This window comes from Pseudomonas eucalypticola (assembly GCF_013374995.1).
GTDB lineage: Bacteria > Pseudomonadota > Gammaproteobacteria > Pseudomonadales > Pseudomonadaceae > Aquipseudomonas > Aquipseudomonas eucalypticola.
In genome coordinates this window covers 5,214,161-5,230,646 of the sequence record NZ_CP056030.1, presented here as the reverse complement: position 1 = coordinate 5,230,646, position 16,486 = coordinate 5,214,161, and the positions used below count along the sequence as shown (strand labels likewise).

Genomic DNA, 16,486 nt, shown 5'->3' with positions numbered 1-16,486 from the left:
AACTCAGGCAGTTGACCAAGGCTGACGTTAAGCAAGTCGCTGGGGTCTGGGTGATCGACATCAACCGGAATGATGGCAAGACGGTCAAGACCAAGAACGCTTTGAGGGTCATACCCTTGACCGATGGGGCATATGGGTTTGATCTTCAGGCATTCCTTGAGTTTGTCGATAAGTCCGACTCTCGGTTGTTCACGCTGGGTGGTGGTCAGTTCTCTGTGTTGCTCAATGGGATGCTCAGGGATGTCTTGGACCTCAAGGCTGATCGGACCCAGACCTTCCATTCATTGCGTCATTCGCTGGCGGGCGCTTTGAAGGCAGCTGAGGTGCCTGTAGGGACCGCTGAGTCAATCTTGGGGCACGCTTCGGGGTCGATCAGTTACGACCTATACGGGGCTGGTAGTGCAGTGGATATCGGACGTATGGCTAAGGCGTTGATTGTTGCCCTGATGGTTCGAGAATGATTCAGAGATCTCTATCAGCGCTGAGTGGCATAATGACATTGTGCACTGCTATGATCGAATAATTTCCAGGACGGGCGATGCTTTATGAAGGTTTTCATCAGTTGGTCAGGGCCGGTGAGTAAGAGGTTAGCGGAGTCCATCCGGGATTGGCTGCCGGGAGTGTTGCAGCTCGTGACTCCCTACTTCACACCTTCTGATATTGAGAAAGGCGGGCGGTGGGCCAATGACATCGCTAAGGAACTTTCGAGTGCTGAACTCGGAATCCTGTGCATTACAAGAGATAATATTCATAGCGACTGGATACTTTTTGAAGCAGGCGCTCTGTCAAAAAGCCTCGATAAAAGCTTTGTGTGTCCTATCTTGTTTGGAATCAATAATGCAGATCTTGCCGGTCCTCTGAAGCAATTTCAAACGACCGAGTTTACGAAGGCAGACTTTCACAAACTTATTACTGTGATCAATGGCAGGCTTGGTGACCAAAAGCTACCTGCGAAAACTGTGGATAACGTTTTTGAAAAGTGGTGGCCAGATCTCGAAGAAAAAATTAACGAAATCCTGAATTCCATTACCATCGTTGACGGTCCTGTACGCGGAGATAGGGAGGTCTTAGATGAGATTTTGCTTTTGACCCGGTCTGCCTCCCGTCAAAATTCCGCAATCCCTCCTAAGCCTATTGAGGAGTTGTTGGAAGCATTCATTAGTGCGCACGATATCGATTCGATGGAGGCCGGTGGGTACCAAGAGTCGTTAGATGCATTGAAAGAAATGTCTCGGTCCATACGATATCTCGCAAGAAGAGCAAAGCCCGAATCGTCCAAGCTTTCTGATCTTTTTGAACAGTTCGAGGCCCTAACTTATGAGACGAGATCTCAAAAACATGTAGCGAACGGGGACGACGACATACCGTTTTAGAGCCGGGCTAACGCCAAGCGAGCCCCCGCTCATCGTCACCGGCCCGACCGTTGGGAAGAGAGTCCGTAATCTGCGCATCTGTCAACTGGAATTTAAAAACCCTCACTATGGCTACCGGGCAACACACCAACGAAAATAAATCGTTGTCCGGCAGACCATCACGATTCCTACCGGGCTCCCTCAAGGGCCCGACCAGAGACCACCGAGTGCCAAGCGCGACCAGATCGCCAACGCTCAACCGTCCCCAGTAAGCAGATCTCAGTGTCTGGCTCCAGTAGGAAGGAGCGACCATTGATACTGTTTTTCTCGTTAGTCGATGCCCCGAAGGGCACTGCTGAGGCAACCTTGCACGGACCTGGGGCCGCCGTGTATTGCTCAATGGTCACGGGGGCCTTAACTAAAAGATTCTTAAAGGGTACTCATAGAGTATCTCTCATAATTATCTTCTAATTAGTCTCTGCTCTTATCTTAGAGGCAGTCTTTAAGCCCTCACAAAGTAGGGATTGGTCTGGCGACCATGATTATCCCTGTCTCAAATTCCGTCTAAAGGAGGCCCTATGCGATTCCACTTCGTCCTTGAAGGTCTCACCAGTGAGCAGACCGATACATTGCTGTCTATTGAATCAGCCATGACTGGTCGATCAGCAACCGCCGTGTTTAACCTGAAGTCCCTTGATGTTTTCACTGACAGAGGCTCAGAGAGAATCAAAGAGTTTGTGTCGAGCAGGTTAGGTGCATACCTAATGGAGCCCCTTGAGGCGCTATTGTCTGCAACTGGTCTTGATTTAATCAGCTTCTACCATGCTGTAAAAGGCGTGCCTGTGATTCTCGCTGCCCGCCGTCTGTAATACCCGACCGTCGCCACGGTTGTCCCTTCAGATGCCCTCTCAGGTTCCGCCATGTCCTGACAGACCAGCATCGCCAGTTAATAACTCAAACCCCAGAACCTTTTGATCGACCTTGAAGATGCCCACGAGGCTCCCTCCTTGGCCGTCTGGTCGTGCGCGTGTCTATGGCGCAAGGTCGATCAAAGGGTCACCTATAGGAGATCCAAACCCATGAACATCACCATCACCAAAGTCCTGAAGAACGAGGTAACCGTGTCGGGCCAGACCCTGAGTCGTGAGTACGTCGAGAGCATCATGCTGCCCATGTTGGTCGCCCAATGCGGGACCGTGAAAGGCCGTCAATTCGAGATCATCAAGACCTTCGATGAGGCCGGTCTGTCGCTCCAAGCGATTCCCGATGTCGCCCGAGAGTACCGCCAAGACCAGCACCAGAAGGCCCGTGAGAAGGCCCTTAAGCAAGCCGAGGCTAACGCCCATGCTGAGCGATGCCGTGAGTATACGCCCCGAGAGATCGCCCAAGCGAAAGCTGACCGCGAAGCCCAGAACGCTGCCATTCGTGAGCATGGTCAGAAGATTCTGGCTGCTCGCCGTAGCAATAGCGGTGGCTGGTAACAGCCCCTCGACTCACCACCCCTCATTCTTAATTCAGGAGAACCATTCCCATGAAACAACCATTCCAGTACACCAAGCCTTCGACCTACACCACCGCAATCACCGATGAGCACACCGGGTCAATTCGATTCAACACTGCTGATGTCCGAGCCGAGACCCAAGCGGCCACTGATGTTTCCGTCTATGTAGAAGCTTTCGTGGAGGCAGCTGATGACCACTTGAACGGCAATGACTGGCGTGAGGCTGCCATGGAAGCGACCCCATGCGAGTTCCGTCCGGCTGGCTCTGAGGCCACTGGGCAACAGATCATCACCATGGCCGACCGCTCTGTCACCTTCGACCCTCGCAAGAACTGGGATAACCAGACCATCGAGAAGGGTGAAGTCCTGGCCGGTTCTGTGATCTTCACCGAGGCCACCGACACGGCATTGGTCATCAGCCACCGCGCCACAATTCTCGACCACAATCTGATGGCAGGCTTTACCGTCCAGTCGATGGAGCAAACCGCTGACAAGATGCTCCGAGACATCGAGCACAGTGCAGCCGGTAAGGTCGCTGCGATCTTGGCAACCGCCCCAAGCACCGAAAGCGTCTCTGAGGCCAAGCCCACCGGCAAGCCTGTTGAGATCGCTGAGGACCTCATCGACATCCTGACGACCCACGTTAACCAGACTGTAGGGACCTCGCTCAGTGACTTCGTGATCCTGCTTCCTGTGTCGCTGGTAGCTGTGCTGGAACGTGCTGCTCAACGTGCTGGTCAGGACTCTATCGAGGACCTCATTGGCGCTGGCGTGCAGCCATACACCGGCACCGACCATGGCATCTTCATGTTGCCAAAGCTGTTCACGTCGTTGAGCTACCGGGAGCGTCAAGACGGCAGCATCTGGAAGATCGAAGCGTCACGCAACCCGAACGCCCAAGGCTGGGACATTGAGATCATGGCTGTGGTGGACATCATCGCCAATGGCATGGTCAAGGTGAAGATCGACACTTCGGGTCTTCAGACCGTCCGAGTACCGTTCCCGCTTGTCACTTGCGTCAAGCTGACTGCCTGATCCTCATCCTTCCTCAGGGGCCCGCAATGGGCCTCTATGGGCTTCCTAAACATGAGTCAGCCAATGACCAGAATCCAACGTAGGCGCCTTGTGGTGGCCTTATCAGCTTCCCTCAACGGGCTACCTATGGGCCCCGCCGTGGCTCGCTTTGAAGCCTATGAGCGTGAGCGCAACCGTGTCCGCAAGGCCGCTAAGGCCAACTGAGAGAGACCTGTAAGTCCGACCCGAAGGGCCCGGCAGGCTCTCCACCTCTTTTAAAACTACTCACTGTTGCGACCAATAGCTCAACCGCTACACCGGCCCGTCGCGGGGCATCACTCAATCCAGTCTTTCTGATAGTGCCTTTCATGCCACGCCGGGTCCCTTTGTCGGGGGCTGGATGCTCGGCTGTGGGTGCGACCTGAAGGGCGCTACCAAAAGGAAATCGACACAATGAACATGACTAACAACACCGACACGCTGCTGCCTATTGTTATCGAGGGGCGCACCTTCAAGCCAAACGCTGAGGGCCTGTGGAGCCTCACGGAAATAAACAAGGCCCTACCTGATCAGACAAAGCCACCCGCTCAATGGCGTGGCCGTGATCGTGATTACTTCGACCGATGTGCAAATTTGCACACCGTCCATGGTGACAGTGGCGGCACCTATGCGAGCGAACGGGCAACCATTGCCTACGCTATGGCCTGCTCACTGGACTTCTATGTGATGGTCGTAGATGCCTTTGTGGCTATGCGTAACCACGCTGTCCGCGAGCTTCGCCTAAAGGACGCCCTCTTAGACGCCAACATGCCCAAGGCTTCGACCCTGGACATGAAAGCCCGTGGCGCTGGTCTTACTTGGACTGAGGCTTGCCATGTGGCAGGTATCAAACAACCACGCCTTGCCCTTGAGGCTTTGGTCTCCATGAAAGCCTTTGCGTACCCCTTAGATAACTTCGGGACCCGTGAAGGCTCACCACGACCGCATAAGCAGGGCTTCGCTGTGGGTGCCTTTGTGAAGGCCTCATCGGACTTCGGCAACCGTGAAGGCTGGCGAGTAAAGCCCCGTGGTCTCGACTGGCTCCGTAAGGAGGCCGAACGCATCAACCTGATGGTGGCCGAATCGAAGACCGCTAAGGCCAGAGCCAAGTCCAAAGACAAGACCGACCGCTGGGGTAGGGTCACCAAGTAACCTCAAGGAGAACCTCATGGACACGCTACACGCTGCCTACTGGGTCTGCGTGGCTGTTCATGTGGCCTTCTGGCTATACGGTCGCTTCAAGGGCCCCTGATGAAGATCTGACAGAAAAATCTGAGAGACCACCTCATTGCTTCTACTCGGCGAGGTTCCCCCGTGTGGCCCTCGCGGGCTCGCACAGGCGCTATAGAGACCCTCACGGGTGGGCGATAAGGACCCCAGCGATGGGACAAAGACGCGCCAAAGCTGTTACAAAACGGGGGCTTTAGGTGCTACGCTGAGGTCTCCTAACGTGCCTCATTTGTCGGGTGTAAGGATCGTATCCTTCGCCTCTGGCAGCATCTCTGGATAGTCCAGCGTGTAGTGCAGACCCCGAGATTCCTTGCGTTCCATGGCAGACCTGATCATCAGTTCCGCTACCTGAGCAAGGTTCCTCAGTTCAATCAGGTCTCTGCTGACTCGGTAGTTGCTGTAGAACTCATCGATCTCGTCCAGCAGCAACCGCACCCGGTGTTCGGCGCGTTGCAGGCGCTTGGTGGTGCGCACGATGCCCACGTAGTCCCACATGAACCGCCGCAGTTCGTCCCAGTTGTGGGCGATGATCACGTCCTCGTCCGAGTCGGTCACCTGGCTGGCGTCCCAGTGGGGCAAGCCCTCGGGCAGCGGGATATGCGCCAGCAGGTCGACGATGTGGTCAGCGGCCGAGCGGCCATACACGAAGCATTCGAGCAGCGAATTGCTGGCCATGCGGTTGGCGCCGTGCAGCCCGGTGAAGGTGGTTTCGCCGATGGCGTACAGCCCCGGCACGTCGGTGCGCCCTTGCGCGTCCACCATCACCCCGCCGCAGGTGTAGTGCGCCGCTGGCACCACGGGAATCGGCTGGCGAGTGATGTCGATGCCGTAGGTCAGGCAGCGCTCGTACACCGTGGGGAAGTGCGTGGTGATGAACTCGGCGGGCTTGTGGCTGATGTCCAGGTACACGCAATCCACGCCCAGGCGCTTCATTTCATGGTCGATGGCGCGGGCCACGATGTCCCGTGGTGCCAGTTCGGCGCGAGGGTCGAAACGGGGCATGAACCTTTCGCCGTTCGGCAGCTTCAGCACGGCCCCTTCGCCGCGCAAGGCTTCGGTGACCAGGAAGCTTTTGGCCTGGGGGTGATACAGGCAGGTGGGGTGGAATTGGTTGAATTCCAGGTTCGCCACCCGGCAGCCGGCCCGCCAGGCCATGGCGATGCCGTCACCGCAGGCGCCATCGGGGTTGCTGGTATAGAGGTAGACCTTGGCGGCGCCGCCGGTGGCCAGGATGGTGAAGCGGGCACCGAAGGTGTCGACTTCGCCCGTATGGCGGTTCAGCACATAGGCGCCCAGGCATCGGTCACCCGTCAGCCCCAGGCGACGCTCGGTGATCAGGTCCACGGCTACCCGTTGCTCCAGCAACTCGATATTGGGTCGCAGCCGGGCCTGGGCCAGCAAGGTCTTGAAAATCGCCGCCCCGGTGGCGTCCGCGGCATGGATGATGCGCCGGTGGCTGTGGCCACCCTCGCGGGTCAGGTGGAATTCGAAACTGCCTTCTTCGTGGTCGGGGTCGTCGTCGCGGGTAAAGGGCACGCCCTGGTCGATCAGCCATTGGATGGCTTCACGGCTGTGCTCCACGGTGAAGCGCACCGCGTCTTCGTGGCACAGCCCGCCGCCAGCGTTGAGGGTGTCCTCCACATGGGACTGCACCGTGTCGGTATCGTCCAGCACCGCGGCTACCCCGCCCTGGGCCCAGAACGTGGAACCGTTGGCCAGGTCGCCCTTGCTCAATACCGCGATGCGCAAATGGGCGGGCAAGGTCAGGGCCAGGCTCAGCCCGGCTGCACCACTGCCAATCACTAGAACGTCGTGTTGATACTGCTGGCTCATGTCTGGGGTTCCGCTGCGAAGGCGACTATTGTTTTGCGCGCAGTCTCGTTCATGCGGGGTGGCCAGTGCAATGGGCTGATGGTAGGGGGCGGCAGGACCCTTGGGGTGCAGGGTCGCGCCGAACGGCACACGCTGGCGATTGCCAGGAAGCCAGGGGACGGGCAACGTCAGGTACCACTAGTATATAAATGGGGCGAACGGCACAATGGTCAAACCTTCATGGCGTTGTGGAACTATACCGTTGGTCGGGTTATCAGACGTATGTACCCACGCTAGCGAAGATTACGCCCGACCACCGGTCTTGAGCGCTGTTACACGGCTGAAACATCGGGGCAGAATGTGTGATCACGCAACGTCCGTGGGCGATCGCTGCAAATACCGGGAACTTTATGCAACACGCCGGTATCCATAGACGGTCGCCCATGAGAAGGGAAGGGGCGTCGGCTTTATGTGGGGCTGAAGTCGCTGGCCACTGCAAGCGGATTCGACGACAAGATTATTGACGCAGCCGGCCATGACCGGGCTGCGGTTTTCGTGCAGGCCAAATTATGGTTCGCAGGAAACTTGCTTGGAGGGGAGAACTTTTGCGAAAAGCCCGAGTCTATGTTTGCAAGCCTGAACGATGGCTTGAGCAATGCTCCTCCCGGCTCAACGAGGAGTGTTCATGCTAACCCAGGAAGAGGATCAGCAACTGGTCGAGCGTGTACAGCGCGGCGACCGGCGAGCTTTCGATCTGTTGGTGCTGAAATATCAGCACAAGATTCTCGGGTTGATCGTGCGTTTCGTGCACGACACCCATGAAGCCCAGGACGTGGCGCAGGAAGCCTTTATCAAGGCATACCGAGCGCTGGGAAATTTTCGCGGTGACAGTGCGTTTTATACGTGGCTGTACCGTATCGCCATCAACACGGCGAAAAACTATCTGGTGTCCCGCGGTCGCAGGCCCCCAGATAGCGATGTGAGTTCCGAGGATGCCGAGTTCTACGACGGCGATCATGGCCTCAAGGATCTGGAGTCTCCGGAGCGCTCCCTGTTACGCGATGAGATCGAGGGCACTGTCCACCGGACCATCCAGCAACTGCCAGAAGATTTGCGTACGGCGTTAACTTTACGTGAATTCGACGGTCTGAGTTACGAGGACATTGCCAGCGTCATGCAATGCCCGGTGGGTACCGTGCGATCTCGGATTTTCCGCGCTCGGGAGGCCATAGATAAAGCCCTGCAGCCTTTGTTGCAGGAAACCTGAGACAGCGGCGACAGCCAAGAGAGGAACCGCCATGAGTCGTGAAGCTTTGCAGGAATCGCTGTCCGCGGTGATGGATAACGAAGCGGACGAACTGGAATTGCGCCGGGTCATCAACGCGCTTGAAGACCCGGAAACACGAGCTACCTGGAATCGCTACCAGATTGCCCGTGCTGTAATGCACAAGGACTTGCTTGACCCACGCCTGGACCTGGCCACCGCCGTGTCCGTGGCCATTGCCGACGAGATCGCACCCGTCAAGGCCACCCGTGGCCCATGGCGCAGCATCGGTCGCCTGGCCGTTGCCGCTTCGGTCACCGTGGCCGTGCTGGCGGGCGTTCGCCTGTACAATCAGGACGAAATCACTGGCAACCAGTTGGCCCAGCAGCAGCCGGCTACCCAGCAGGCGCCGTCGGTACCACAGGTGCAAGGTCCAGCCGTGCTCGCCGGCTACACCGAAAGCGCCGATCAGAACACCGGCCCCATGGCCAATGGTGTGCTGCAAGGCCAGCCTGGGGCGCACGACCAGCGTCTGCCCGGCTACCTGCGCCAACACGCCCAGGAAGCCGCGCTGAAAGGCACGGAAAGCGCGCTGCCGTATGCACGCGCCGCGAGCCTTGAAAACCGCTAAGGAGCTTCATGCGCGCTCTACCGCTACTACCGCTATTGCTCGGTTCGTGCCTGAGCGTCCCGGCCCTCGCGGCCAGTGACGCTTCCCAGTGGCTCAACCGTCTGGCCCAGGCCGAGCAACAGCAGAGCTACCAAGGCACCTTCGTCTACGAACGCAATGGCAGTTTCTCCACCCACGATATCTGGCATCGCGCCCAGAATGGCAAGGTCACCGAGCGGCTCCTGCAGCTCGATGGCTCCGCCCAGGAAGTCGTGCGCGTGGATGGCCGCACCCAGTGCGTGAGCGGTACGCTGGTGTCTGGCGTCAAGCAGCAAGCGCCCAGCGCGGCGCCCCACGGATTGGACCCGCTGAAACTCATGTCGTGGTATGACCTGGCAGTTGCCGGGCAGTCCCGTGTGGCCGGGCGTGACGCTACCATCGTCACGCTGACGCCCAAGGATCAGCACCGCTACGGCTTCGAACTTCATCTGGACAGCCAGACCGGTCTGCCCCTCAAGTCGTTGCTGCTCGACGACAAGGGGCGCCTGCTCGAACGCTTCCAGTTCACCCGCCTGGACCCCAGTGCGCCTGGCGATGCCGACCTGGCCCCCAGCGACAACTGCAAGCCCCTGGGCCCGGCAGTCGCTGCAGCGCCTGCGGCGCCCGCCAACGCTCACTGGCGCTCGGACTGGTTGCCCCCGGGTTTCGAACTGGCCAACAGCGCGGTGCGCAAGGACCCTGACAGCAAGACCACGGTCACCAGTTTGATGTACGACGACGGCCTGGCGCGTTTCTCGGTTTTCCTGGAGCCGCTCAATGGCGCGTCGGGCCTCGACACCCGCACGCAACTGGGCCCGACCTCGGCTGTCTCCCGACGCCTGACCACGCCCAAGGGCGACGTCATGGTGACGGTGGTGGGCGAGATTCCGATCGGCACCGCCGAGCGAATCGCCTTGTCGATGCGCGCCCAAGACGCCCAGGCGAAGAATTGAGGCGCCAGTGCTGAGCAGAAGCCGGGGCGCAGGGAGCGCTTCACGCCATCCGTTACAAAGGATGACGAAATGAAACTTCTGTCAGCCAGGTTGCAAAATCCCCTGAATTTTTCTATAGGTCAGACCCTCAAGGGTCTGGCCTTGTGTGCTGTTCAAAGGATCGCCACTGCCGACAACCCGACCCGGACCTTGCCCCAGGCAGCGTCCGGGTTTCGTGCGTCTGGCGTTCCCCATTGCTAAACCTTGCTCGTTACTGACGGGAGCCGTATGTCGATACTACGCTTGAAATCCTACCTGACCGTGTGCGCCGCCGTGCTGATGCTCGGCCAGGCTGTCACTGCACAGGCCGAGGCGCTGCCTGACTTCACCAACCTGGTGGAGCAGGCGTCCCCCGCCGTGGTCAACATCAGTACCACCCAGAAGCTGCCTGACCGTAGCGCCGCCAGCGGGGACATGCCCGACCTGGACGACCTGCCGCCAGCGTTCCGCGACTTTTTCCGCAACATGCCGCGCTCGCCGCGCAGCCCCAAGGGCGACCGCCAGCGTGAAGCCCAGTCGCTGGGCTCGGGGTTCATCATTTCCGATGACGGCTATGTGCTGACCAACAATCACGTGGTGGCCGACGCCGATGAAATCATCGTGCGCCTGTCCGACCGCAGCGAGCTGAAAGCCAAGCTGGTCGGCACCGACGCCCGTACCGACGTAGCGCTGCTGAAGATTGAAGGCAAAAACCTGCCAACCGTGAAACTGGGCGATTCCGACAAGCTCAAGGTGGGTGAGTGGGTGCTGGCCATCGGCTCGCCGTTCGGTTTCGACCATTCGGTGACCAAAGGTATCGTCAGCGCCAAGGGGCGCACCCTGCCGAACGACGCCTATGTGCCGTTCATCCAGACCGACGTGGCCATCAACCCGGGCAACTCCGGTGGCCCGCTGTTCAACATGAACGGTGAGGTCGTGGGCATCAACTCGCAGATCTTCACCCGGTCCGGCGGCTTCATGGGCCTGTCGTTCGCGATCCCGATCGACGTGGCCATGGACGTGGCCAACCAGTTGAAGAAGGACGGCAAGGTCAGCCGCGGCTGGCTGGGCGTGGTCATTCAGGAAGTGAACAAGGACCTGGCTGAATCCTTTGGTCTCGACAAGCCGGCCGGCGCCTTGGTGGCCCAGCTGGTCGAAGACGGCCCTGCCGCCAAGTCGGGCCTGCAGGTGGGCGACGTGATCCTGAGCATGAACGGCCAGCCGATCGTCATGTCCGCCGACCTGCCGCACCTGGTCGGTGGCCTCAAGGCCGGCGCCAAGGCCAGCCTGGAAGTGATCCGCGAAGGCAAGCGCAAGACCATCGACGTCACCGTGGGCGCCATGCCAGCCAATGACGACGACATCATGGCCGGCGACGCTGCCAAGCCCCAGGGCGAAAGCAACAGCAACCGCCTGGGCGTGTCCGTGGCCGACCTGACCGCCGATCAGAAAAAGGCCCTGGACCTCAAGAGTGGCGTGGTCATCAAGGACGTCCAGGACGGCCCCGCGGCCATGATCGGCCTGCAGCCGGGTGACGTGATCACCCACCTGAACAACCAGGCCATCGGTTCGGCGAAGGAATTCACCGACATCGCCAAGGGCCTGCCGAAGAACCGTTCGGTGTCCATGCGCGTGCTGCGCCAGGGCCGCGCGAGCTTTATCACCTTCAAGCTGAGCGAGTAAAGTCGCAGGCCTGGACAGGGAAGGGCAGCCATCGCGCTGCCCTTTTTTGTGCCTGGGCGTGTCGTGAACGCCTGCGCAAGCTGGCGTGCCAGCGAGCTTTCAGGGGGCCTGGAAGCAAAAAGCTCGCTGGCAAGCCAGTGCCCACAGGATCTTCATGATCAACCCGCTCCCACACAACCCCGTTATTCAGGTACAATTCCCGGCTATTTTTCGTTGGGCGTCCGGCCCGCAGCCTTTTCGAGTGTTGATCCGTGAGTGATTTGAGTCATATCCGCAATTTCTCCATCATCGCCCACATTGACCATGGCAAGTCGACGCTGGCCGATCGGTTCATCCAGATGTGCGGCGGCCTGGCCGATCGCGAGATGGAAGCGCAGGTACTGGACTCCATGGACCTGGAGCGCGAGCGTGGGATTACCATCAAGGCCCATAGCGTCACGCTGCACTACAAGGCGCAGGACGGTAAAACCTACCAGCTGAACTTCATCGACACCCCCGGCCACGTCGACTTCACTTATGAAGTCAGCCGTTCGCTGGCCGCCTGCGAAGGCGCGCTGCTGGTGGTCGACGCCGGTCAAGGTGTGGAGGCCCAGTCGGTGGCCAACTGCTACACCGCCATCGAGCAAGGCCTGGAAGTCATGCCGGTCCTGAACAAGATGGACCTGCCCCAGGCCGACCCCGACCGCGTCAAGGACGAGATCGAGAAGGTCATCGGCATCGACGCCACCGACGCCGTGGCGTGCAGCGCCAAGAGCGGCATGGGCGTGATCGACGTGCTCGAGCGCCTGGTGCACACCATTCCAGCCCCTACCGGCAACATCGAAGATCCGCTGCAAGCGTTGATCATCGACTCCTGGTTCGACAACTACCTGGGCGTCGTGTCCCTGGTACGCGTGCGCCATGGCCGGGTGAAGAAGGGCGACAAGATCCTGGTCAAGTCCACCGGCAAGGTGCACCTGGTCGACAGCGTCGGCGTGTTCACCCCCAAGCATACCGCCACCGCGGACCTGAAGGCCGGCGAAGTAGGCTTCATCATCGCCAGCATCAAGGACATTCACGGTGCCCCCGTGGGTGACACCCTGACCCTGAACAGCACCCCCGATGTGCCGGTGCTGCCAGGCTTCAAGCGCATCCAGCCGCAGGTGTACGCCGGCCTGTTCCCGGTCAGCTCCGATGACTTCGAAGACTTCCGCGACGCCCTGTCCAAGCTGACCCTCAACGATTCGTCGTTGCAGTACCTGCCGGAAAGCTCCGACGCCCTGGGCTTCGGCTTCCGCTGCGGTTTCCTGGGCATGCTGCACATGGAGATCATCCAGGAGCGCCTGGAGCGCGAGTACGACCTGGACCTGATCACCACCGCCCCGAGCGTGATCTTCGAGGTGGTGCTCAAGACCGGTGAAACCATTTACGTCGACAACCCGTCCAAACTGCCGGATGTCTCGTCGGTCGAAGATTTCCGTGAGCCGATCGTGTCGGCCACCATCCTTGTGCCTCAGGAGCACCTGGGCAACGTCATTACCCTGTGCATCGAGAAGCGTGGCGTTCAGCGCGACATGCAGTTCCTCGGCAGCCAGGTGCAGGTGCGTTACGACCTGCCGATGAACGAAGTGGTGCTGGACTTCTTCGATCGCCTGAAATCCACCAGCCGCGGCTATGCTTCCCTGGACTACCATTTCGATCGCTACCAGTCGGCCAACCTGGTCAAGCTGGACGTGCTGATCAACGGAGACAAGGTTGATGCCCTGGCCCTGATCGTTCACCGCGACAACGCCCACTACAAGGGCCGCGCGTTGACCGAGAAAATGAAAGAACTGATTCCTCGGCAGATGTTCGACGTTGCGATCCAGGCCGCCATCGGCGGGCAGATCGTGGCCCGGACCACTGTCAAGGCGCTCAGAAAGAACGTACTGGCCAAATGCTACGGTGGCGACGTGAGCCGTAAACGCAAGCTGCTGGAGAAGCAGAAGGCCGGTAAGAAACGCATGAAACAGGTCGGCAACGTGGAAATTCCACAAGAAGCCTTCCTCGCCGTGCTCAGGTTGGATAGTTAGGTCCTATGTCGCTAAATTTCCCGCTGTTGTTGGTCATCGCTGTCGCCGTCTGCGGTTTGCTGGCCCTGTTCGATCTGGTCTTCCTGGCCTCGCGCCGCAAGACCGCGGTCGCTACCTACCAGGGCAGTGTCAGCGAACCGGACCCGGTGGTGCTCGAGCAGTTGAACAAGGAACCGACGCTGGTCGAATACGGCAAGTCGTTCTTTCCGGTGCTGTTCATCGTGCTGGTGCTGCGCTCGTTCCTGGTCGAACCTTTCCAGATCCCGTCGGGTTCCATGAAGCCGACCCTGGAAGTGGGTGATTTCATCCTGGTGAACAAGTTCTCCTATGGCATCCGCCTGCCGGTGATCGACAAGAAGGTCATCGAGATCGGTGACCCGCAGCGCGGCGACGTCATGGTGTTCCGCTACCCCAGCGACCCGAACGTCAACTACATCAAGCGCGTGATCGGCCTGCCGGGCGACAAGATCCGGTACACCAACGACAAGCGCCTGTACGTGAACGACCAGCTGGTGGCCGAGACCCTGCTGGGCACCGAGCCTGGCACCCTGGGCACCGCCGAGCTGTACCAGGAAAAACTCGGCGACGTGGAGCACCTGATCCGCAAGGAAATGGGCCGTTACCACATGCCGCCGGACAACCAGTGGACAGTGCCTGCCGGGCACTACTTCATGATGGGTGACAACCGCGACAACTCCAACGACAGCCGTTACTGGGATGACCCGCGCATTCCCAAGGAACTGCTGGGCATGGTCCCGGACCGCAATATCGTCGGCAAGGCCTTCGCGGTCTGGATGAGCTGGCCGGAGCCGAAGATGAGCCACCTGCCGAACTTCTCGCGGGTCGGGCTGATCAAGTAACACCAGGCGGCGCTGTCCATTGGGCAGCGCCGAATGCTTTTCAGGCGTCAGCACGGATGGGAGCTTGAGAATGAACAAGGCCGCTTCGCAGAAAGGCGTTTCGCTACTGGGCGGGTTGGTGATTCTGGCGGTGCTGGGGTTTGTGGCCAGCACGGCTTTCAAAGTGCTGCCACACTACTTCGACTACTGGTCGATGAAGAAGATCATCGAGTCGGTGTCGACCGACAAGGCGCAGCAGATCGACAGCGTGCAGGCGTTCTATACCCATGTGCGCAACGGGATGCAGGTCAACAACATCAATGACCTGGACCTGGACAAGGCTTTGACCGTGACACTGGACGACGACGTGTTCGCCGCCCATTTGCAATACGAACAGCGTGAGCCACTGGTCGGTAACCTCGACCTGGTGGTGAAATTTGACCACGAATTCAGCGTGCGTAAACCGTGAGTGTTTCCTTGAGCCGTCTCGAGCGTCAGCTCGGCTATACCTTTAAAAACCAGGACCTGATGGTCCTGGCCTTGACACACCGCAGCTTCGCCGGGCGCAACAACGAGCGCCTGGAGTTCCTCGGTGATGCCATCCTCAATTTCGTGGCGGGCGAATCGTTGTTCGAACGGTTTCCCCAGGCCCGCGAAGGCCAGCTGTCGCGCCTGCGCGCCCGGCTGGTGAAAGGCGAGACCCTGGCCGTGCTGGCCCGTGGTTTCGACCTGGGCGAATACCTGCGCCTGGGCAGCGGTGAATTGAAGAGCGGCGGTTTCCGTCGCGAGTCGATCCTGGCCGATGCCCTGGAAGCACTGATTGGTGCCATCTACCTGGATTCGGGCATGGAAGTGGCCCGCGAGCGTGTGCTGTCCTGGCTGACCAGCGAGTTCGACAGCCTGACGCTCGTAGACACCAACAAGGACCCCAAGACCCGCCTGCAGGAACACCTGCAGTCACGGGGCTGCGAACTGCCGCGTTATGAAGTGGTGGATATCCAGGGCGAACCGCATTGCCGGACGTTTTTCGTCGAATGTGAAGTGGTCCTTTTGAACGAAAAAAGCCGGGGTCAGGGCGTGAGCCGTCGCATTGCCGAACAGGTAGCGGCCGCATCAGCACTGATCGCCCTGGGCGTGGAGAATGGCAATGACTGATACAACCCAAACCCGCTGTGGCTATGTCGCAATCGTCGGCCGCCCGAATGTGGGCAAGTCCACGCTGCTCAACCACATCCTGGGCCAGAAGCTGGCGATCACCTCGCGCAAGCCGCAGACCACCCGCCACAACATGCTCGGCATCAAGACCGAGGGTGACGTGCAGGCCATCTATGTCGACACCCCCGGCATGCACAAGAGCAACGAAAAGGCGCTCAACCGCTACATGAACAAGACCGCTTCGGCGGCTTTGAAAGATGTGGACGTGGTGATCTTCGTGGTCGACCGCACCAAGTGGACCGACGAAGACCAGCTGGTGCTCGAGCGCGTGCAGTACGTGCAGGGCCCGGTGATCCTGGCCATCAACAAGACCGACCGCATCGAGGACAAGGCCGAGCTGATGCCGCACCTGGCCTGGTTGCAGGAACAACTGCCCAACGCCGAGATCGTCCCGGTGTCGGCCCAGCACGGCCACAACCTCGACGCCCTGGAAGGCCTGATCGCCAAGCACCTGCCGGAAAACGATCACTTCTTCCCCGAAGACCAGATCACCGACCGCAGCAGCCGCTTCCTGGCCGCCGAGCTGGTACGCGAAAAGATCATGCGCCAGCTGGGTGCCGAGCTGCCGTACCAGATCACCGTCGAGATCGAAGAATTCAAGCAGCAGGGCAAGACCCTGCACATTCATGCCCTGATCCTGGTGGAGCGTGATGGTCAGAAGAAGATCATCATTGGCGACAAGGGCGAGCGCATCAAGCGCATCGGCATGGAAGCGCGCAAGGACATGGAGCTGCTGTTCGACTCCAAGGTCATGCTCAACCTGTGGGTGAAGGTCAAGGGCGGCTGGTCCGACGACGAACGCGCCCTGCGCTCGCTGGGTTACGGCGACGTCTGATAACACCTCGATCCTGTTGATGGATTGATTT

16 protein-coding genes are annotated in these 16,486 nt (G+C 59.4%); 15 read left to right on the top strand and 1 reads right to left on the bottom strand.

All coding sequences use genetic code 11. The annotated features are described in order from the left end of the window. Nucleotides 1-11 precede the first annotated feature (11 nt). The 6 genes from HWQ56_RS23335 to HWQ56_RS23310 all read left to right on the top strand — a co-directional run bounded on the left by HWQ56_RS23335 (nucleotide 12) and on the right by HWQ56_RS23310 (nucleotide 5,058). A complete protein-coding gene (locus HWQ56_RS23335; protein ID WP_245217801.1) occupies nucleotides 12-461 on the top strand; it encodes a site-specific integrase in 450 nt (149 codons plus the stop codon). A gap of 84 nt (nucleotides 462-545) precedes the next feature. Continuing rightward, nucleotides 546-1,373 carry a TIR domain-containing protein gene (locus HWQ56_RS23330; RefSeq protein ID WP_176571892.1) on the top strand — a complete coding sequence of 276 codons (828 nt, stop codon included), beginning with the start codon at nucleotides 546-548 and terminating at the stop codon, nucleotides 1,371-1,373. Between the two features lie 557 nt (nucleotides 1,374-1,930). After that, nucleotides 1,931-2,221 (top strand): hypothetical protein, encoded by a 291-nt coding sequence (locus HWQ56_RS23325; protein ID WP_176571891.1) that lies wholly within the window; start codon nucleotides 1,931-1,933, stop codon nucleotides 2,219-2,221. Between the two features lie 210 nt (nucleotides 2,222-2,431). Beyond that, nucleotides 2,432-2,833 (top strand): hypothetical protein, encoded by a 402-nt coding sequence (locus HWQ56_RS23320; protein ID WP_176571890.1) that lies wholly within the window; start codon nucleotides 2,432-2,434, stop codon nucleotides 2,831-2,833. Between the two features lie 50 nt (nucleotides 2,834-2,883). Next, on the top strand, nucleotides 2,884-3,888 hold the full coding sequence (locus HWQ56_RS23315; protein ID WP_176571889.1) for a hypothetical protein: 1,005 nt from the start codon (nucleotides 2,884-2,886) through the stop codon (nucleotides 3,886-3,888). A 432-nt stretch (nucleotides 3,889-4,320) separates the two neighbouring features. After that, the gene (locus HWQ56_RS23310; RefSeq protein ID WP_176571888.1) at nucleotides 4,321-5,058 is read left to right on the top strand and encodes a hypothetical protein; all 738 of its coding nucleotides are present in this window, start codon (nucleotides 4,321-4,323) and stop codon (nucleotides 5,056-5,058) included. 303 nt (nucleotides 5,059-5,361) lie between these two features. Here the strand turns inward: HWQ56_RS23310 and nadB are convergent, their stop codons facing one another. Beyond that, nucleotides 5,362-6,969, bottom strand: a complete 1,608-nt coding sequence (gene nadB / locus HWQ56_RS23305; protein WP_176571887.1) for an L-aspartate oxidase — start codon at nucleotides 6,967-6,969, stop codon at nucleotides 5,362-5,364. Nucleotides 6,970-7,633: 664 nt separating this feature from the next. Between nadB and rpoE the strand changes: the two genes are divergently transcribed. The 9 genes from rpoE to era all read left to right on the top strand — a co-directional run bounded on the left by rpoE (nucleotide 7,634) and on the right by era (nucleotide 16,455). Further along, nucleotides 7,634-8,215, top strand: a complete 582-nt coding sequence (gene rpoE / locus HWQ56_RS23300; RefSeq protein ID WP_003252049.1) for an RNA polymerase sigma factor RpoE/AlgU — start codon at nucleotides 7,634-7,636, stop codon at nucleotides 8,213-8,215. 31 nt (nucleotides 8,216-8,246) lie between these two features. Continuing rightward, nucleotides 8,247-8,843 (top strand): sigma-E factor negative regulatory protein, encoded by a 597-nt coding sequence (locus HWQ56_RS23295; RefSeq protein WP_158154588.1) that lies wholly within the window; start codon nucleotides 8,247-8,249, stop codon nucleotides 8,841-8,843. An 8-nt stretch (nucleotides 8,844-8,851) separates the two neighbouring features. Next, the gene (locus tag HWQ56_RS23290; RefSeq protein WP_158154587.1) at nucleotides 8,852-9,814 is read left to right on the top strand and encodes a MucB/RseB C-terminal domain-containing protein; all 963 of its coding nucleotides are present in this window, start codon (nucleotides 8,852-8,854) and stop codon (nucleotides 9,812-9,814) included. A gap of 267 nt (nucleotides 9,815-10,081) precedes the next feature. Then, a complete protein-coding gene (locus HWQ56_RS23285) occupies nucleotides 10,082-11,515 on the top strand; it encodes a DegQ family serine endoprotease (protein ID WP_158154586.1) in 1,434 nt (477 codons plus the stop codon). A gap of 251 nt (nucleotides 11,516-11,766) precedes the next feature. After that, nucleotides 11,767-13,566, top strand: coding sequence for a translation elongation factor 4 (gene lepA / locus HWQ56_RS23280; protein WP_176571886.1), 1,800 nt, complete (start codon nucleotides 11,767-11,769; stop codon nucleotides 13,564-13,566). Nucleotides 13,567-13,571: 5 nt separating this feature from the next. After that, nucleotides 13,572-14,426: a signal peptidase I gene (lepB, locus tag HWQ56_RS23275; protein WP_158154584.1), complete on the top strand. Its 855-nt coding sequence runs from the start codon at nucleotides 13,572-13,574 to the stop codon at nucleotides 14,424-14,426. 70 nt (nucleotides 14,427-14,496) lie between these two features. After that, nucleotides 14,497-14,874: a DUF4845 domain-containing protein gene (locus HWQ56_RS23270; protein ID WP_158154583.1), complete on the top strand. Its 378-nt coding sequence runs from the start codon at nucleotides 14,497-14,499 to the stop codon at nucleotides 14,872-14,874. Further along, nucleotides 14,871-15,560 carry a ribonuclease III gene (gene rnc / locus HWQ56_RS23265; RefSeq protein ID WP_158154582.1) on the top strand — a complete coding sequence of 230 codons (690 nt, stop codon included), beginning with the start codon at nucleotides 14,871-14,873 and terminating at the stop codon, nucleotides 15,558-15,560. The genes HWQ56_RS23270 and rnc overlap by 4 nt, the downstream gene beginning before the upstream one ends. Beyond that, complete coding sequence (gene era / locus HWQ56_RS23260) at nucleotides 15,553-16,455, top strand: GTPase Era (RefSeq protein ID WP_158154581.1); 903 nt, start codon at nucleotides 15,553-15,555, stop codon at nucleotides 16,453-16,455. Before rnc ends, era begins: the two co-directional genes overlap by 8 nt. Nucleotides 16,456-16,486: the final 31 nt, after the last annotated feature.

Coding starts and splice junctions, on each gene's coding strand:
- HWQ56_RS23330 (WP_176571892.1), top strand. CDS start 546: ATGAAGGTTTTCATCAGTTGGTCAGGGCCGGTGAGTAAGAGGTTAGCG.
- HWQ56_RS23325 (WP_176571891.1), top strand. CDS start 1,931: ATGCGATTCCACTTCGTCCTTGAAGGTCTCACCAGTGAGCAGACCGAT.
- HWQ56_RS23320 (WP_176571890.1), top strand. CDS start 2,432: ATGAACATCACCATCACCAAAGTCCTGAAGAACGAGGTAACCGTGTCG.
- HWQ56_RS23315 (WP_176571889.1), top strand. CDS start 2,884: ATGAAACAACCATTCCAGTACACCAAGCCTTCGACCTACACCACCGCA.
- HWQ56_RS23310 (WP_176571888.1), top strand. CDS start 4,321: ATGAACATGACTAACAACACCGACACGCTGCTGCCTATTGTTATCGAG.
- nadB (WP_176571887.1), bottom strand. CDS start 6,969: ATGAGCCAGCAGTATCAACACGACGTTCTAGTGATTGGCAGTGGTGCA.
- rpoE (WP_003252049.1), top strand. CDS start 7,634: ATGCTAACCCAGGAAGAGGATCAGCAACTGGTCGAGCGTGTACAGCGC.
- HWQ56_RS23295 (WP_158154588.1), top strand. CDS start 8,247: ATGAGTCGTGAAGCTTTGCAGGAATCGCTGTCCGCGGTGATGGATAAC.
- HWQ56_RS23290 (WP_158154587.1), top strand. CDS start 8,852: ATGCGCGCTCTACCGCTACTACCGCTATTGCTCGGTTCGTGCCTGAGC.
- HWQ56_RS23285 (WP_158154586.1), top strand. CDS start 10,082: ATGTCGATACTACGCTTGAAATCCTACCTGACCGTGTGCGCCGCCGTG.
- lepB (WP_158154584.1), top strand. CDS start 13,572: ATGTCGCTAAATTTCCCGCTGTTGTTGGTCATCGCTGTCGCCGTCTGC.
- HWQ56_RS23270 (WP_158154583.1), top strand. CDS start 14,497: ATGAACAAGGCCGCTTCGCAGAAAGGCGTTTCGCTACTGGGCGGGTTG.
- era (WP_158154581.1), top strand. CDS start 15,553: ATGACTGATACAACCCAAACCCGCTGTGGCTATGTCGCAATCGTCGGC.